This window comes from Pseudoalteromonas sp. ATL1, from assembly GCF_058933015.1.
This window is the reverse complement of the sequence record NZ_JBZYXL010000001.1, coordinates 1,643,288-1,661,222: the sequence shown is the minus strand read 5'-3', so window position 1 is coordinate 1,661,222 and position 17,935 is coordinate 1,643,288. Positions and strand designations below refer to the sequence as shown.

At 43.1% G+C, this 17,935-nt stretch carries 15 protein-coding genes, 4 tRNA genes and 1 pseudogene; 17 read left to right on the top strand and 3 right to left on the bottom strand.

Annotated features, from left to right (window positions below; translation table 11 throughout):
- The first annotated feature begins 266 nt into the window (after positions 1-266).
- From AC5FX4_RS07525 to nth, 12 genes are all read left to right on the top strand, one after another.
- Positions 267-343 (top strand) — tRNA-Asn (locus tag AC5FX4_RS07525).
- Positions 344-363: 20 nt separating this feature from the next.
- Positions 364-440 (top strand) — tRNA-Asn (locus AC5FX4_RS07520).
- A gap of 18 nt (positions 441-458) precedes the next feature.
- Positions 459-535 (top strand) — tRNA-Asn (locus AC5FX4_RS07515).
- Between the two features lie 24 nt (positions 536-559).
- Positions 560-636: transfer RNA gene (locus tag AC5FX4_RS07510), tRNA-Asn, on the top strand.
- Between the two features lie 125 nt (positions 637-761).
- Complete coding sequence (locus AC5FX4_RS07505) at positions 762-2,705, top strand: EAL domain-containing protein (RefSeq protein WP_493605820.1); 1,944 nt, start codon at positions 762-764, stop codon at positions 2,703-2,705.
- A 201-nt stretch (positions 2,706-2,906) separates the two neighbouring features.
- Entirely contained in the window at positions 2,907-3,488 is a 582-nt protein-coding gene (rsxA, locus tag AC5FX4_RS07500; protein ID WP_493605819.1) for an electron transport complex subunit RsxA, read from the top strand.
- A 2-nt stretch (positions 3,489-3,490) separates the two neighbouring features.
- Positions 3,491-4,045 carry an electron transport complex subunit RsxB gene (gene rsxB / locus AC5FX4_RS07495; RefSeq protein ID WP_493605818.1) on the top strand — a complete coding sequence of 185 codons (555 nt, stop codon included), beginning with the start codon at positions 3,491-3,493 and terminating at the stop codon, positions 4,043-4,045.
- Between the two features lie 9 nt (positions 4,046-4,054).
- A complete protein-coding gene (gene rsxC, locus AC5FX4_RS07490) occupies positions 4,055-6,721 on the top strand; it encodes an electron transport complex subunit RsxC (RefSeq protein ID WP_493605817.1) in 2,667 nt (888 codons plus the stop codon).
- Complete coding sequence (gene rsxD, locus AC5FX4_RS07485) at positions 6,718-7,776, top strand: electron transport complex subunit RsxD (RefSeq protein WP_493605816.1); 1,059 nt, start codon at positions 6,718-6,720, stop codon at positions 7,774-7,776. The genes rsxC and rsxD overlap by 4 nt, the downstream gene beginning before the upstream one ends.
- Entirely contained in the window at positions 7,773-8,411 is a 639-nt protein-coding gene (gene rsxG / locus AC5FX4_RS07480) for an electron transport complex subunit RsxG (protein WP_493605815.1), read from the top strand. Before rsxD ends, rsxG begins: the two co-directional genes overlap by 4 nt.
- Positions 8,408-9,106, top strand: coding sequence for an electron transport complex subunit E (locus AC5FX4_RS07475; RefSeq protein ID WP_493605814.1), 699 nt, complete (start codon positions 8,408-8,410; stop codon positions 9,104-9,106). The genes rsxG and AC5FX4_RS07475 overlap by 4 nt, the downstream gene beginning before the upstream one ends.
- A 17-nt stretch (positions 9,107-9,123) precedes the next feature.
- Complete coding sequence (gene nth, locus AC5FX4_RS07470; protein ID WP_493605813.1) at positions 9,124-9,756, top strand: endonuclease III; 633 nt, start codon at positions 9,124-9,126, stop codon at positions 9,754-9,756.
- A gap of 40 nt (positions 9,757-9,796) precedes the next feature.
- Here the strand turns inward: nth and AC5FX4_RS07465 are convergent, their stop codons facing one another.
- Complete coding sequence (locus AC5FX4_RS07465; RefSeq protein ID WP_493605812.1) at positions 9,797-11,746, bottom strand: hypothetical protein; 1,950 nt, start codon at positions 11,744-11,746, stop codon at positions 9,797-9,799.
- 141 nt (positions 11,747-11,887) lie between these two features.
- On the opposite strand from AC5FX4_RS07465, the pseudogene AC5FX4_RS07460 reads away from it, so the two are divergent.
- Positions 11,888-12,139 (top strand): annotated as a pseudogene (locus AC5FX4_RS07460) (endonuclease III); the annotation flags it as partial.
- Between the two features lie 57 nt (positions 12,140-12,196).
- On the opposite strand, the gene AC5FX4_RS07455 reads toward AC5FX4_RS07460, so the two are convergent.
- Positions 12,197-12,880: a hypothetical protein gene (locus AC5FX4_RS07455; protein WP_493605811.1), complete on the bottom strand. Its 684-nt coding sequence runs from the start codon at positions 12,878-12,880 to the stop codon at positions 12,197-12,199.
- Positions 12,881-13,175: 295 nt separating this feature from the next.
- On the bottom strand, positions 13,176-13,313 hold the full coding sequence (locus tag AC5FX4_RS07450) for a hypothetical protein (protein WP_493605810.1): 138 nt from the start codon (positions 13,311-13,313) through the stop codon (positions 13,176-13,178).
- A gap of 144 nt (positions 13,314-13,457) precedes the next feature.
- On the opposite strand from AC5FX4_RS07450, the gene AC5FX4_RS07445 reads away from it, so the two are divergent.
- The 4 genes from AC5FX4_RS07445 to AC5FX4_RS07430 all read left to right on the top strand — a co-directional run bounded on the left by AC5FX4_RS07445 (position 13,458) and on the right by AC5FX4_RS07430 (position 17,882).
- Entirely contained in the window at positions 13,458-13,838 is a 381-nt protein-coding gene (locus tag AC5FX4_RS07445; protein WP_493605809.1) for a PIN domain-containing protein, read from the top strand.
- Positions 13,839-13,880: 42 nt separating this feature from the next.
- Entirely contained in the window at positions 13,881-15,002 is a 1,122-nt protein-coding gene (locus AC5FX4_RS07440) for an ISAs1 family transposase (protein ID WP_493605808.1), read from the top strand.
- On the top strand, positions 14,999-15,718 hold the full coding sequence (locus tag AC5FX4_RS07435) for a hypothetical protein (protein ID WP_493605807.1): 720 nt from the start codon (positions 14,999-15,001) through the stop codon (positions 15,716-15,718). Before AC5FX4_RS07440 ends, AC5FX4_RS07435 begins: the two co-directional genes overlap by 4 nt.
- Before the next feature lie 259 nt (positions 15,719-15,977).
- A complete protein-coding gene (locus tag AC5FX4_RS07430; RefSeq protein WP_493605806.1) occupies positions 15,978-17,882 on the top strand; it encodes an aminotransferase class V-fold PLP-dependent enzyme in 1,905 nt (634 codons plus the stop codon).
- The last annotated feature ends 53 nt before the right edge of the window (positions 17,883-17,935 follow it).

Sequence of the window (17,935 nt, the reverse complement as noted above, 5' to 3'; positions counted from 1 at the left end):
TCAAAAAGAAAAGCGTGAAAAAATAACAGTTCGCCCAATTTTTAACTTAAACGCTCATTTATTACACTTTTTGTGTTCCATTGAAGATTTCCATCAAGATGTAAATTCACTATAAACATCCGTCAAAGCCAATCTTTTTGGAATAAATTTCAACAAATCGAGTATAAAAGCAGCGAATGACACAGTTTTTTAATTTTATGACGTTTTATTTGTTGACACCTTGCAATGGGGTCATTAATATTTCGCCCCGTTGAGAGACACACGCTTCCCCCTTAGCTCAGTTGGTTAGAGCGACGGACTGTTAATCCGCAGGTCCCCCGTTCGAGTCGGGGAGGGGGAGCCAAGTTTCTTGATGAAAACGATTCCCCCTTAGCTCAGTTGGTTAGAGCGACGGACTGTTAATCCGCAGGTCCCCCGTTCGAGTCGGGGAGGGGGAGCCAAATCGTTTTAGTAATTGTTCCCCCTTAGCTCAGTTGGTTAGAGCGACGGACTGTTAATCCGCAGGTCCCCCGTTCGAGTCGGGGAGGGGGAGCCAAATTACACCACATCTTATTATTGCTCCCCCTTAGCTCAGTTGGTTAGAGCGACGGACTGTTAATCCGCAGGTCCCCCGTTCGAGTCGGGGAGGGGGAGCCAATATCACATTGATATAGACTTTCTCACGCTTTTGCACTACCCTATAACTGCTTGAATACAAACAAAAGTAGTTTGATTTAAGGTAACTTTCTTACCTCATTCACAGATAAATTGATGGCTGAATAATGGCTAGTTTCAAAAAGCTTGTACTATTACAATTTTTTTCTTGGTTGGTGTTTTCACTTTTAGGCATCCTATTTTTTGCAGCGAGCTTTGATTCTGCGATCAGCAAAGCCCAGCAAAGTGCACAGTTAATGGTTACCCATTATATAGAAGATAAAACCATGGCTGGAGTGACACCTCAGCATATTCAGGCAGCCCTTAATGATGGCAACGTGTTTTCTACATTTATTGTTAGAGACTTTAGTGGCGAAACAATACTGAATATTAGCGAGCCAGATCCCCTTCCCTTGCTTGCGCAAATTATAGAATCGTTTGTTAATGCTGTACGACCACAGTTTGCCGTTAATAAAAGCAAAGACATCAAAATTGAGTTTGTTATAAACGCACAAAGCCAAGGGCAACTCCTGCAACAAGCCATGTTATTGACGTTTGCTGTTACTGCCCTGCTTGCATTTATACCCATTTTTTATATGCGCGTGATTTATCAAAGGTTGATCCGCAACGTAAGCACCACAGTTGCTGATGCGGTCGATGTCTACATTACACGCAACCAAGCCAGCAATAACATTGACAGTGAATTTGATACTGAAGAAATGCAATCTTTGGGTGCCGATCTCACACCTTCTTTTAAACGCCTTGCTCACTTCCTTAAAAGCAAAGAACACGATATTAAGAGCGCCGCACAAAGTATTAAACAAGAAGCCTATAAGGATGTCATCACCGGTTTGGGTAACAGAAACATGTTTGTTGAATATTATGAGCATCATGTGGAGGCAGCGACAAAGAAAGCGTTTGGTAGTCTTGCGATGATCCGTTGTAGTGAATTGCAAATCATTAACCAAACCCGTGGTTACCAAAAAGGTGACGAATATATTAAGTCTGTGTCTGATATCATCAAGCATGTCAGTGGCACTTATACGGGTAGTCAGACTTTTCGTTTAAACAGTTCTGATTTTGCAGTTATCTTGCCAAATGTCCCTTCAAAAGAAGCCGAACATTTTGGTGAAACGCTACAAGCGCGTTTTACTCAGTTCCAACAAAACCAAGAGTTAAGCTCGGTAGCCAACACCGGTATTGTCCCTTATGAAACGGGTAAACCACTAGGCGAAATTTTGTCTGTTGTTGATAACGCCATGAGTATGGCGCAAAGTAAACAAGCGAATGCCTGGCACATTCAACGAGAATCAGACCTAGTCAACAATGTGGGTGCTGGATTTGGTAATCAGAACTGGCGCAAAGTGATCACAGAAGTGATCAGCTCGAAGCGCGTCGCGTTGATGATGCAAAATATTATGCCTGTTGGCAAAAACACCAAAGCCTATGCAGAAATTCAAGCGCGTTTTAAAACCGAAGAAAATCAAATGCTGCCAACCGCTTCTTTCTTAGCCATGGCAGAAAAGTTAGAAATGGCTATCGACATCGATAGGCTCATTATTGATACCTCCCTTGAACTCATTAAAACCCGCAATTTTACTGAAAAGTACTTTGGCATTAATGTTACGGCATCAAGCGCCCATAGCGATCAATTTGTGATCTGGCTTGAACGTCGCTTATTAAAAGATGCCAATATTGCGTCAAAACTAGTATTTGAAGTGAGTGAGTTTGGTTTACAACAAAATATTAAAGCCAGCAAGCGCTTTATCGACATGGTTCACCGTGTTGGCGCACGCGTGACCGTAGAGCGATTTGGTGTGGGCCTCACCTCGTTTAAGTTCTTTAGAGATTTAAAACCTGACTTTATTAAAATGGATGCCAGCTATACTCGCGGTTTAGAAGAAGATAAAAACAATCAGTACTTTATGCGCCTGATGGTTGATTTAGCGCATAGGATTGGTGTTAACGTTTTCGCAGAAGGTGTTGAAACACAAGAAGAAAAACATATTGTCGAAACCTTATGTTTAGATGGTGTTCAAGGCTACTACATCGAAAAACCAAAAGAAATCTAACTCTGAGATTTTGCACACGGGGGCATCGAAAAAGCCCCCTGCTTATCTAAAATTCCGAATATCACTTAAGCGTGTCAACAAATCTAAGCAATTACGCAAAGGTATGCTTCGGTAGTTTTGATTTTTACTATGACCTAACGATGAAAACTTGTTAAAATTACCGTCATTTAGCGCACCTTACTCAAACACCTTAGGACTGTAATGACCGAATATATCATGCTGCTTATTGGCACGGTGCTAGTCAACAACTTTGTATTGGTAAAGTTTTTGGGACTATGTCCATTTATGGGCGTATCTGGAAAGCTCGATACTGCTGTAGGTATGTCTTTAGCGACCACATTTGTACTTACCCTCGCTTCCGTTGCCAGCTATTTAGTTTATCAATACATATTGCTGCCGCTAGATCTCACTTTTTTAAGAACCATGAGCTTCATTTTAGTGATAGCCGTTGTGGTTCAATTTACCGAAATGGTCGTGCGTAAAACCAGCCCGACACTCTATCGTTTGCTTGGGATCTTCTTACCACTTATCACAACTAACTGTGCCGTTTTAGGTGTCGCACTGCTCAACATCAATAATGATCACACTTTTATCGGCTCAGCCGTGTTTGGTTTTGGCGCTGCTGTCGGCTTCTCTTTGGTGATTGTTTTGTTTGCGGCGATGCGAGAACGCTTGGCAGCTGCCGATGTACCTACCCCATTTAAAGGGGCGTCGATAGCAATGATCACAGCAGGATTAATGTCACTTGCCTTTATGGGCTTTACAGGATTGGTGAAGTTGTAGTCATGACGGTTTTTTATGCTTTGATAGCGCTGGGCTCACTGGCGCTTATTTTTGGTCTACTACTGGGCTATGCCGCAGTTAAATATAAAGTAGAAGGCGACCCGATCGTTGAGCAAGTAGACGCGATTTTACCGCAAACACAATGCGGACAATGTGGCTACCCTGGCTGTCGCCCTTATGCGGAAGCAATCGCCAATGGGGATGACATAAACAAATGTCCTCCAGGCGGCGAAGCCACCATGAAGAAATTGGCTGATTTAATGGGCGTCGATCCCAAGCCAATTGGTGGTGAGCAACAAGCTGAACCGATAAAAACCGTTGCTTATATTCGCGAAGACGAGTGCATTGGTTGCACCAAGTGTATTCAAGCCTGCCCTGTCGACGCCATTGTGGGTGCGACAAGGCAAATGCATACGGTTATTGAAGCCGAGTGTACAGGGTGCGATCTTTGTGTAGAGCCTTGCCCTGTAGACTGTATTGACATGTTACCAGTCGAACAAACAAAACAAACTTGGAAATGGCAGCTCGATGCCATCGCCGTAAAACAGATAGATTAAGAGGTTTAAGTGGATCCGTTACTCGAACAAATTGAGCGAGGCACCCTGTGGCAGTTTCCAGGCGGCATACACCCACCTGAACAAAAATTCTTGTCTAATCAGTTACCCATTGCACGTTTACCATTACCAGAGAAAATCGTTCTGCCGTTGAAGCAGCACATCGGTGCCAATGGACAATTATTAGTCAACATTGGTGATCATGTACTGAAAGGTCAGCCGTTGACCAAACCCAGTGGCAACTGGTCGTTACCCGTTCACGCACCCACTTCTGGGCAAGTGATTGAGATCAAGCCAATGCCATCAGCACACCCTTCTGCTTTGCCAGAGCTAAGCGTGATCATCACGCCTGATGGCAATGACACATGGTGTGATCTTAGCCCCGTTGAAGACATCTCAACATTGAGCCACCAGCAACTCGTCGATATATTGCATAATGCGGGCATCGCTGGGATGGGCGGCGCTGGCTTCCCGACTTATGTCAAGGCAGACAGCCAGCAACCTATTGAATACTTGGTTGTAAACGGCGTTGAGTGCGAGCCCTATATTACCGCCGATGATTTACTAATGCGTGAACATGCACAAGAGATTGTGCAAGGTATAGAAATTATGCAGCAATTGCTGCAACCAAAGCTGGTGTTAATTGGTATCGAGGATAATAAGCCTGAAGCGATAGCCGCCATGCAGCAAGCATGTGCGCACAATAACGCCTTGCTCGTGCGCTCGGTACCAACCAAATATCCGTCTGGCGGTGAAAAACAGCTTATTCGTATACTCACATCAAAAGAAGTGCCCAGTGCAGGGATCCCAGCCGATATTGGCGTGCTAGTACAAAACGTGGGAACACTGTTTGCGATCAGTGAAGCAATCTTAAAAGGTAAGCCGCTGATTGAGCGTGTGGTAACCGTAACGGGTAATACCATTTCTCAGAAGCAAAATGTCTGGGCTTTGATCGGCACAGAGATTAAACATCTACTTGATAGCCAAGGTTTTACACCCGTTGCTGAACAGCGCGTGGTAATGGGCGGTCCGATGATGGGCTTTACACTGCCAACCGTGCGCATTCCCGTGGTGAAAACCACCAACTGTATTTTGGCACCGGATAGTCAAGAACTGGCAGAGCCGGGAGAAGAAAAAGCCTGTATCCGTTGCAGTGCTTGTGCCGACGCGTGTCCGCAAACCCTACTCCCCCAACAATTACAATGGTTTGCCAAAAGCAAAGAGTTTGACAAGCTCGAAGAATACAACCTGTTTGATTGTATTGAATGCGGCGCTTGTTCTTATGTTTGCCCAAGTGAAATTCCACTGGTGCAGTATTACCGCGTTGCAAAAGCACAGATCCGTGAACAAAAACTCGATCAAATCAAAGCTGAACGCGCCAAAGAACGCTTTGAAGCGCGTAAAGAGCGCCTTGAAAAAGAACAAGAAGAGCGTCAAAACAAACATAAACGCAGCCCATCTCGCGCAGCCAAACCTGACGAAGAAAAAGCCAAGGTGGCGGATGCCCTTGCCCGCGTAAAACAAAAGCAGGGCGATAAATCAGCAGTGCAAGCGGCGATAGAACGTGCAAAAGCGAAAAAAGCCGCCGATGGCAGCTTAGAGCCAGATAACAGCGAAGTTGCACTCGAAAGAGCAAAGCGTAAAGAGCAAGCTCGCCAGTATAAAGAGCAAAAACAAACGAGTGATGATCCTGCTGTCGATAAAAAAGATGCAGTCGCGCAAGCCATTGCCAGAGCGAAAGCTAAAAAAGCAGCCCAAGCAGAGGGTAATATCGAACAGCCAGCTACATCAGATGGCACACAAGACAGTAAAAAAGCCGCAGTTGCAGTCGCAATAGCTCGCGCTAAAGCGAAAAAAGCAGCGAGTCAGTCTGAGTCCGTACCGGATGGGTCTGAACAAGCGAAAAACCAAGACGCCGATAGCGCCGAAGATCCACGTAAGGCGGCCGTCGCAGCAGCAATTGCTCGTGCTAAAGCGAAAAAAGCAGCTCAGCAAGCCGAGCAAGTGTCAGAACAAACAGAGCCTGTGGAAGCGCAAGATACTGAAACAAGCGATGATCCACGCAAAGCAGCAGTTGCTGCCGCCATCGCGCGTGCTAAAGCGAAAAAAGCAGCTCAGCAAGCCGAGCAAGTGTCAGAACAAACAGAGCCTGTTGAAGCGCAAGATACTGAAACGAGCGATGACCCTCGTAAAGCAGCCGTTGCTGCCGCCATCGCGCGTGCTAAAGCGAAAAAAGCCGCTAAGCAAGCCGAGCAAGTAGCAGATGAGCCTGAGCAAATCACAGAGCAAGATGCCGACACCAGCGATGACCCACGCAAAGCGGCAGTTGCAGCAGCGATCGCGCGTGCAAAAGCGAAAAAAGCAGCTCAGCAAGCCGAGCAAGCCGTAGAACAAACAGAGCCTGTTGAAGAGCAAGAAACTGAAACGAGCGATGACCCTCGTAAGGCCGCAGTAGCTGCCGCCATCGCGCGTGCTAAAGCGAAAAAAGCAGCCAAACAAGCTGAACAAGACTCTGAACAAGACGGTCAAAGCGAGCCAGATACATCGCAAACGGGCGAGCCCAAAACACCAAGTGAGCTTACACCAGAGCAAAAGAAACAAGCTGCAATTAAAGCGGCAATAGCCAAAGCTAAAGCCAAAAAACAAGCTAAAGAACAAGAAGGAAATGACCCGTCATGAAATTAACCATGGCCTCATCGCCCCACAATCACAGCCATAAAAGTGTTAGCAAACTCATGCTGACAGTTATTGCTGCGTGTATTCCGGGCATTATTGCACAAGTTTACTTTTTTGGATTTGGCGTCATTGTCCAACTGTTTTTAGCTTTAGTGGTTGCAAGCTTAACCGAAGCCCTGATGTTAAAAATGCGCAACCGCCCTATTTGGCCCGCACTCAGTGACGGCAGTGCATGGCTAACAGCCGTGCTGTTGGCCATTAGTATTCCGCCTTTAGCACCTTGGTGGATCATTGTTATCGGTACTGCTTTTGCTATCGGCATGGTTAAACAGCTATATGGTGGTTTAGGATTTAACCTCTTTAACCCAGCCATGGCGGCCTATGTTTTATTACTGATCTCTTTTCCAGTGCAAATGACGAACTGGGTACCTGTGAGCCAGTTTATCGCTGAACCTATGAGCATGGCCGATCAACTGTCGTTGGTTTTCTTTGAAGTAACCAACAACGGAAGAGACATCTTACTGGCAACAGCATCTATTGATGGCACGACCATGGCTACTCCGTTGGATGAAGTAAAAACCGCCGTGTCACAAAACCTCACAGTATCAGAGGCCATGAATGGCGCACAATTTGGCGAATACGCTGGCATTGGCTGGCTTTGGGTGAACCTTGCATTTTTGGCAGGCGGCCTGTATTTAATCAAAAGCAAAGTGATCAATTGGCACATCCCGGTAGCAATGTTAGGCAGCTTAGCATTTTGTGCGGCTATCGGTTTTATTGTTGCACCAGGCAGCCATGCGGGTAGTATTTTCCATCTGCTCAGTGGTGCAACGATGCTGGGCGCATTTTTTATCGCCACCGATCCGGTATCAGCCTCCACGACCAATAAAGGCCGTTTAATTTATGGTGCATGTATCGGTTTGTTGGTCTATGTTATTCGCAACTACGGCGGTTATCCTGATGCGGTAGCTTTTGCAGTTTTATTAATGAATATGGCCGTCCCTTTAATTGATCATTACACTCAGCCACGTACTTACGGGCAAGGAGCAGCGAAATGATTGCACAGTCTATGTATAAAAATGGTGCCTTGCTGGCTGTATTTGCACTGGTAAGTACCGGGGGGGTTGCTGTGATCCACTCCATGACCGCCGATAAAATCGCCGTCAATGAAAAACAAAACCTGATGCAGTTACTCTCTCAAGTTTTACCGCAGAGCGAATATGACAACAAGCTCTATTTAGACTGTATTAGCAGTAATGCACCGGAACTTGGCCCCAACGGACCACATGTTATTTATCGCGCGATGAAAGACGGTAAGCCATCTGCTTTACTACTTCGCCACATCACACCCCGTGGCTACAGCGGTAATATTGATATTTTAACCGCTGTGAAAGCCGACGGACACATTGCCGGTGTGCGCGTTACACGCCATAAGGAAACACCGGGACTAGGCGATAAAGTTGAACTTGCTAAATCCCAATGGATGTTGACATTTAATGGCACAACTGTGAGTCAGGAAAACGCCAGCCATTTTGCGGTAAAAAAAGATGGCGGCCAATTTGACCAATTTACCGGGGCAACCATTACCCCTCGCGCAGTGGTCGGCTCAGTCAAACAAGCCACACTATATGCCCAAGAGAACTTTGATACCTTATTTGCACGTACCAATGAGTGTGACGGAGATGCGCTATGAGTGACATGAAAACCTTGTTTAAAGACGGCATGTGGACCAACAACCCAGCCCTTGTTCAGCTACTTGGTCTTTGCCCATTACTTGCCGTAACCAGTACCATCACCAACGCGCTTGGTTTAGGGATCGCGACGTTACTCGTACTCGTGGGTTCAAATGTCACCGTATCGCTTGTTCGTCAGTGGGTGCCTAAAGATATTCGTATCCCCGTATTTGTGATGATCATTGCGGCATTTGTGACCGTGATCCAACTGTTGATGAACGCCTATACCTTTGGCCTGTATCAGGCACTTGGGATTTTTATCCCCTTGATCGTGACCAACTGTGCCATTATCGGCCGTGCGGAAGCCTTCGCATCAAAGAATAATGCGCTATTATCCGCTTGGGATGGCATCACTATGGGCTTGGGCTTTACGGTCGTGCTTGTGCTACTGGGCTCGATGCGAGAACTCATTGGTCAAGGTACCCTATTTGATGGCGCTGATTTACTGCTTGGCCCTTGGGCAGCCAGCCTGCGAATCGAAATTTTTAGCTTTGATAGTCAATTCTTGGTGGCAATATTACCACCGGGTGCATTCTTAGGCATGGGCTTACTTATCGCTGCGAAGAATATGATTGATGCGCGTATTAAAGCCAATGCCGCACTAGTAGAAGACACAGAAAAAGCGCCCAGAGCACGTGTCACCAGCTTAGCTTAACTAAAAACAATAACAGTATGAATAAAGCCAAACGTATAGAAATACTCACACGCCTGCGCGATGACAACCCACACCCTGAAACGGAGCTGGAGTACAGCTCCCCTTTCGAACTGCTGGTTGCAGTAACACTGTCTGCGCAAGCCACTGACATAGGCGTGAACAAAGCCACACGTAAATTATTCCCGGTAGCCAACACCCCTCAAGGTATTTTAGATCTCGGACTCGAAGGCCTACGCGACTACATCAAAACCATTGGTTTATTTAATTCTAAAGCCAATAACGTCTACAAGATGTGCCAAATTTTAGTTGAAAAGCACAACAGCGAAGTACCCGAAAACCGCGAAGCCCTTGAAGCCCTACCCGGCGTTGGCCGTAAAACCGCCAATGTGGTACTTAACACAGCCTTTGGCTGGCCCACCATAGCCGTCGACACCCATATCTTCCGCGTTTCAAACCGCACCAAGTTCGCCATGGGCAAGGACGTGGTAGCGGTGGAAAAGAAGCTCGAAAAGGTCGTGCCCAAAGAGTTTAAAGTGGATGTTCACCACTGGCTGATCCTGCATGGCCGCTACGTTTGTACCGCCCGCAAACCAAAATGTGGCAGCTGTATTATTGAAGACTTGTGTGAGTTTAAAGAGAAGACTGATTAGCCTTCTCTTTTTATAGTGCGTTAATTTATTTAAAAAATAATTAATCTATAGCTTCAATTGGCCGATTGATTTTGTCATGGAAGTAACTGAGATAGCTTTCGTTCGGTTGAACTAAAATAAACTCACCTAAATTTGTTTTTATAATATAACCGTTTCCTAAATTTATGACCTCTGAAACGCCCTCTATTTGATTAATACCATTTGAAAAGAAATCTGCATCTAACTCTCTTTCGCTATCATGGTCATAATAAGTCATGAGCTTATCTTCTTTATCCGTAATTAGCATAAAATTGTCTACTAGGTTTACATCTTTAACAGAAGATAATGTCTGTGGATTGTTTTGTGTAATAAGTAAAGCCGAACCATCGTCTTTAACAACTACGCCATTGGAATGCTCTGAAGGAACACTATATGCTATGTTATCAAAAGAAAACTCTGGGAACTGTTCAGGTAAGTATTCGCTCCAATAGCTATCTAAATAATGAATATTACCTTCAACATCCAACAGAACATACATCCAACTAATTTTAAGTAAGTCTTTTACCTTAATCTCAGTGTTTAGACTCGAAACACGGTAGGTTAAACCAGAACCTCTGATTGAAAAGCTACCATCTTTTTTTATCGCAAGAATAGCTTTTGAATCTAAAGGACTGATTATTCGGGCTACATTTTGTAAATCTCCAAACCCTGTAGCATATTCTCCACTTTCTTGAGTAGAAAAAAACGGCTCATTACTGCACGTCCAAACTTCTACATTATCTTGTTCATCAAATATTGCTACAGCATCGTATCCTCCACCACCAGCATAGCTAACAGCTTGTATCTTACTAACACCCGTTTTTTCTACTCGCTTATAACTATGTTGGTGCGAGCCTTCTTTATCCCACCAAAATCCGTCGATAACAAGAAGTCCAGAGTTGTACAGCACTGCTGAAGTATTTGCAGAGCTGCTACAGTCATAAAGTGAATGCAGAACTTGTTTTACATCGTTAAGCTCTGTTTGGGATAATTGGGCTTTACTGTATTCAAAATTACCTGAATCATCGAGAGTGTTATCCCAAGTAATAACTTTTCCATCACCTGTTAAAACGTGCTCACCGTAGAAATCTAACCAGTAACTTTTCACGTTGTTTATTTTTTCTTTTATATCTTCAAAGCTACTTTCTTTTTCATGAGAATAAAACTCTCTGCCGTCACCATATTTAAAAAATTTCCCTTTAGTATCTTGAGCTAAAACAGTCCCCCATACATGTTTTCCATAATAAGCATTAACGAAGTCACTCTTGCCATCTTCCGGCTGTATTCCATTGGTACTATCAAAAATTAGCTCGCCGTTAGACATCAAAATATATTTATCTGATAGGTCTATATTTCCACTGATTGGAGTCGGCTTGATAAAGTCAAATGAAGCCGTTTCACTAACAATTTTATCAATACTAGTCACCTTTGCTTTTATAGTGATTGGTTTATCAAAGTTATTTAATTCTGGTGTAAACGACGCGCCGGTTGCAACTAACTGGTCGCCTATAAACCATTGCATTGATATTGTTTCCGACAAACAATTATCACAGGTAAAATCCGCAAGGGTTGTCGTGTTTGGAGTATGTTTCCCTGTAAGTTCTAGCGATTCGACTTTGGTTTTACGTGAAATAATCTCAGCCTGATAGGAAACTTCATCACTCATCACCTGATCAATACTTGGTACTTGAACCGTGATCACAGCCGTCTTATCCAAATGCTCAAAATCAGGAGTAAATGAACTAGATTGACTCACTACAACATTATCAATTTTCCAGCTATAAATGGCTTCATCCTTCAAACAATCAACACACTCTATTATTGCGCTGGTACTTTGGCCCCTTATCAGTTCAGAGTTTAAGCTGATTTTGTCTATTTTAGTTGTAACTTTAGGTTCATCCGAAGGCGAGCTACCTCCACAAGCTACCAAAAGGAGTGTGGTGATTAATATAATATATTTGGAAAGTTTCATATCTAATAGTCCATTACAGCAAGTAAATAGTGTGCGAATCCGGTTTATATCTTTAAGGCGGTTGAGTGTATATTTTTATTAAAAAGTTGACAATGCTCATACATTTAAACAGGGGATTACGAGCTTAATTATCTACTTTCCTTATACTTTGGCTGGCCAACCATCGCCGTTGACACCCACATTTTCCGCGTTTCCAACCGCACCAAATTCGCCATGGGCAAAGATGTGGTTGAAGTTGAGAAAAAACTCGAAAAGGTCGTGCCCAAAGAATTTAAAGTAGACGTTCACCACTGGCTTATTCTCCATGGCCTCTATGTCTGTACTGCTCGCAAACCTAAATGTGGCTCATGCATGATTGAAGATTTGTGTGAGTTTAAAGAGAAGACGGAATAAAAATATCCTGTGAAGAACGAAAAACAATCGTTCTTCACAAACGCCTCATAAATGAAGTTAGCAATCGCTCTTGTCTGGTATTTGCCTTGCAGCTAAAAGCCGTTTTGCTAATATGCCATCCCCGATAGATTGCTTTACTTGCATATACCAGTTAGTGAATAACACCCTAATTAACCAATAAAAAAGAATGCCTATCATTAAATAGATAAGCGCATTACTATTAATAAAATCGGGCCAACGGTCGGAGGTATTAGCCGAAAAAGACATTACCGCCCCTAATAGCGCATAGCAAGTTCGCCATGCATGTCGAGCGACTCGATGTTTTCCTGACAAGCCACCACGTATGATCATATTGAGATCTAAAAACGCGGCCATCGCTGCGATAGTTGCGTGAATTGTAAATATAGCCTTAAAGGTCAATGGAATGTCGCTTGTGGTAAAAACGAAATAAAACAAGTCTGCGCTTATATAAACAATCAGTAGCATGGCAAGTATGTCAAAAATACCTGTCGAATTCTCTTTTCTTAACACAATGGCCCATGCAGTCACGCCATAATAAAAAGTAAGCAACGCCATCGTTAAACCATCACTTAGCATTGCTGCACTACCCGTCATGAGTAGCATAGAGAAAAAGAAAAGGTTTCCAGACCATCTATGTTTAGTAGAGCCTTTAGTAAAAGCTAACGCACCTACCCCAAATAATAATAAAAATGAACCGGCGATTATATGAAGTATTAGCATTACAACTCCCTGTATCATAAATGAATTCGGTGCTCTTCATAACCGCATCAAGAAAATGGCCCGTGCTCATGGGTCACTGATACGAAAAGCGTTAAACGTCTATCTTTAATGACTGGTTAAAATAGAACACTTTCAATACAACGAAAACAGGTTAATTGTTACAAAGCGTGATAACCAACAATGTGGTTATCCAATTTTTGCTATAACTCTGCCATTGGCCCTTAATTTCGGCCCGTCAGATTGTTGGATGGCGCCTTCGGCTTATCCAACCTACAAATGCATGAGTGTAGGTCGGTTAAGTGGCGAAGCCACGCCACCCGACATAAGCTAACACCTTAGTGACGTTACATTCCAATGCTCGGCCGTTAAGTGCCGAGATGGGGTGACAAGCGGATTGTAAAGCGTCTTTTAAAGCACCAGTCACTTTTATCATATTCTCAATATTGTCATATATTATTCCCGCTCAGTGCTTTGGTACTTTGTCCATACAAGTAATTTACGCTAATCTCAAACCTATTGCTTAAATAAAAAACAACCTAGTTCCCAAAATGGTAAGAATAATATTGGACACTTTGGTGTGTTTAAACACACCACTTTGGGATCTATTAAGCTGCTAGGGCTACATTCAACAGGAGAGTTTACGTTGAAGAACCTTTTTATTGATACAAATGTATTTTTATCTTTTTTTCATCTTAGCAATGACGATCTTGAAGAAATTCATAAACTAGCTGTTTTAATAAAAAATAAAAAGATAAAGCTTTGGCTTACTGAACAAGTAGAAGATGAGTTTCTAAGAAATCGTGAAGTAAAAATACAAGACGCAATAAAAAAACTTAAAGAGCATAAAATTAAAGGCGCATTTCCTCAGTTTTGTAAAGATTATCCTGAATATGAAGAATTAAAAGAACTTCAATCAGCTTATGCCCAGGGCAAGATCATGAACTTTACCTTGACATAAATTTATGATCTTATACTGCTTTTCAGATTAAGCAGCACAATTATGTCAGCCAATAAGTTGTTCGAACACTTTTCTTCCATTGATGACCCACGCCAGCAAGGTAAAGTGCAACATCCATTATTTGATATTCTGTTTCTAACAATCAGCGCCGTAATCGCAGGTTGCCAAGGTTGGGAGGAAATTGAAGAGTTTGCCCATGACAAACTAACTTGGTTACGTAAGTTTATAGCGTTAGCTAACGGCGTGCCGCGGCACGACACGATTGCAAGAGTTATAAGTCGTATTGATATGACCCAGTTTCAAGCCTGTTTCTCTCAATGGATGCAAAGCTGTAGTGAACTCACAGACGGCAGTGTGGTTGCCATTGATGGAAAAAGGCTAAAAGGTTCATTTAAACAGCCAGATAGAAAAGATGCGATCCACATTGTCAGTGCGTTTGCCTGTGAAAATGGCGTGACGTTAGGTCAATGCAAGACCGACTCGAAGTCCAATGAAATCACCGCAATCCCAGAGTTGCTACAGTTACTAGAGCTAAAAGGTTGCTTAGTGACGATTGATGCGATGGGCTGCCAAAAGGAAATTGCAAAGCAAATTGTAGAAAAAGAAGCAGATTACTTGCTGGCTCTCAAAGCCAATCAGGGCAACTTATTTGAACAAGTGAAACAACTCTTGCAACCAGAAATATCACGCCAGATAGCGACTGATAGCTTATTAAGTGAAGTAGATTATCAACGAGGTCGAGAAGAATTCAGAGCGGCTGTTGTCTGCCATGATATGGCTCAAATTCCCGCAAGTGCTAGCTGGCCCAATTTACAAAGTGTAGGCGTGATAGTGTCTTACCGTAAATCGGATAACCAACAGCAAGGTGAATTAACCTATCGATATTACATAAGCTCAGCGAACTTGAGTGCGCAAAGACTAGCGGAAGCCACACGAGCGCATTGGCATATTGAGAACAGTCTTCATTGGTGTTTGGATGTGGCAATGAATGAAGATGGTTGCCGTATACGCCGCGACGGAGCAGCAGAAGTGTTTGCTGGAGTAAGGCATATTGCATTGAATTTATTAAAGAAAGAGACATCCTTTAACAAAGGTGTACGCGCTAAACAGCTAAAAGCAGCTAGAAACGAGAGCTATCTAGAAAAGGTATTGAATAGCAAGTGATTTTTCATGCTCTTGCCCTGGCTTATGCCAAAGCACATTCAAATTTGTTGAAAAAAACGACTGAGGATGCGCTGAAACGCCAATTTAAAGCTGATGAAAAAATTAAAGAGTTATTTGAAGCATCAAAATACATAAAAACTTCTAAAGAAATTCTCAAATCTGCAAAATTAAGGTTGGATGTTGGCAATCCTCCAGGTAAAAATGGTTCTTTAGGTGATGCCATAAACTGGGAAGCACTTCTTTATGAAGTTCCCATAAAAGAAGAGCTACATTTTGTTGCTGATGATAGGGACTACTATTCGGTTTTGAACGAAGATCAGCCAAAAGACTTCCTAGTCAATGAGTGGCAAAAAGAGCAAGAGTCAGATATAACATTTTACCGCCGTTTGTCCCAATTTTTTAAGTTACACTACCCTGATATTAAACTCGCTAGTGAGCTTGAAAAAGAAATAGAGATAAAAGCTTTAGCGAACAGTAATAACTTTGTATCAACACACAATGCAATCGGTCGCTTATCAAAGTTTGGTGAGTTCAGTGTTACTCAGGTAAATCACTTAATTGAAATATGTTTGGATAATAATCAAGTTTGTTGGATTTTTAGTGATGAAGATGTTTATGAGTTTTATTCAAACTTAGTATCCAGTAACAAGAGCAAAATAAACGAAGATTTACTTGAAAAAATAGAGAAACTAATCGATGAACATTCGGAAGATTAGTAGTCCATACAAACTGTTTAAAATCGGACAAAATTCAGTAAGCTGGTTTCGCTCCGCTTCAAATTATAGCCAACCAAATTTTGCCTTTTAACATAGGCGTTATAACTGCCCCATAAACTGGTTCGTCAAAACCAAAAAAACAGCAGCGCCATCCTGCTAAAAGTACAATGAATAAAACATTTTCAAACTATTCATTTCACAACGCTCAACACTTTGTTTATGCTACTGAAAGTCTAATAATTTTAATGCGAACATACCTATGTTACCTATCCTTCGTATCTTATTAATTGAACAAGAACCAACGGTTTTACAAGCGCTTGCAACCAATTTGTCAAAAACGATCCCTAACTTTGAGCGAGAAGATGTGCATATCGATATTATCGAATGTCTCAGCCTTCCTAAGGCCTTGGAACATGTTACGGAAGATGGTGATATTCAGGCGGTGGTACTAAGCTGGGACGTACACAACAAAAGCGGTGAGCAAACGTATAGCCGTTTTATCGATCAATTGAAAAGCATTCGTCTTGAATTACCCGTGTACGTTATCGGCGACGACACCAAGGGACTTGAGATAGTCAACGAATCCGAAGAAATCGAGTCTTTCTTTTTTAAAGATGAAGTGATCTCAGACCCTGAAGCGATTTTAGGTTATATGATCAACGACTTTGACGACCGCTCAGAAACCCCATTTTGGACGGCGTACCGTAGTTATGTGGGCGAAGCGAATGACTCATGGCATACCCCGGGCCATAGCGGCGGCTCTAGCTTTAGAAACTCGCCATATATCAAAGATTTTTATCAATTTTATGGTCGCAATGTTTTTGTGGGTGACTTGTCGGTATCGGTAGATTCATTGGGCTCATTGTCTGACAGCACCAACACCATTGGCCGCGCGCAAGAATCGGCTGCCGCAACATTTGAAGTGAAGCGCACCTATTTTGTTACCAATGGCTCGTCCACCTCAAATAAAATCATTTTGCAGACCTTACTTCGCAAAGGCGATAAGGTGATCATTGACCGCAACTGCCATAAATCTGTGCACTACGGTATTTTGCAGTCTGCTAGCTTTCCCATTTATTTATCAAGTATTTTAAATCCGAAATACGGTATTTTCGCGCCGCCATCCCTTGCTGACATCAAACAGGCAATTGAGCAAAATACCGATGCGAAGTTATTGGTACTCACAGGGTGTACCTACGATGGCCTGTTGAGCGATTTGAAGCAAGTGGTTGATTTTGCCCACCAGCATGGCATCAAGGTGTTTATTGACGAAGCGTGGTTTGCCTACTCGCTGTTTCACCCTAGTTTACGCTATTATTCTGCCATTCAAGCAGGGGCTGACTATGTCACCCATTCGGCGCACAAAGTGGTGTCAGCATTTTCCCAAGCGTCTTACATTCATATTAACGACCCTGATTTCGATGCCGACTTTTTCCGAGAGATTTACAGCATCTATGCCAGCACATCACCAAAGTATCAGCTAATCGCATCACTCGATGTATGCCAAAAGCAATTGGAGATGGAAGGCTATAAGTTACTGAATGCTTTACTGAACCATGTAGATGAATTTAAGCAACAAATGGCCTCGCTCAAGCATATTAAAGTGCTCTCTAAACAAGACTTTATGGAGATATTTCCACACTTTAGTGGCGATAATATGGGTCATGATCCGCTCAAGATTCTTATCGACATCAGCGAATTACCCTATTCATTAAAAGATATACATAAATTCCTACTGGACGAAATCGGGTTAGAGATCGAAAAGTACACCCACAGCACCATCTTAGTGTTACTCACACTAGGCGGCACGCGCTCGAAGATCATTCGTTTATACAATGCGTTAAAGAAACTCGACAGCGGTAAAGTGAAGTTGTCTAAATCGACGCGACGCGCTCGCCTGCCTGAGAATTTACCTGCCATAGATTTGGCGTGTATTCCAAGCGATGCGTTCTATGGCGAGCGAGAGTCAGTGCCTATCGGTAAAGCCAACAAGCGCATTTGTGCCGGGTTAGTCACGCCCTATCCACCGGGCATTCCACTGTTAGTACCCGGTCAGCACATTACGCAAGATCATATTGACTACCTCAAAGAGTTGGCAGGCCAAGGCTTAACAATCCAAGGTAGTTTTGATGGCGAGATCTACGTGCTTAAGAAAGAAGACTGAATGCTCACGCTTTTTAGGTAACTAGCCACTGCCGGATTTTTCCCGCTAAAAAA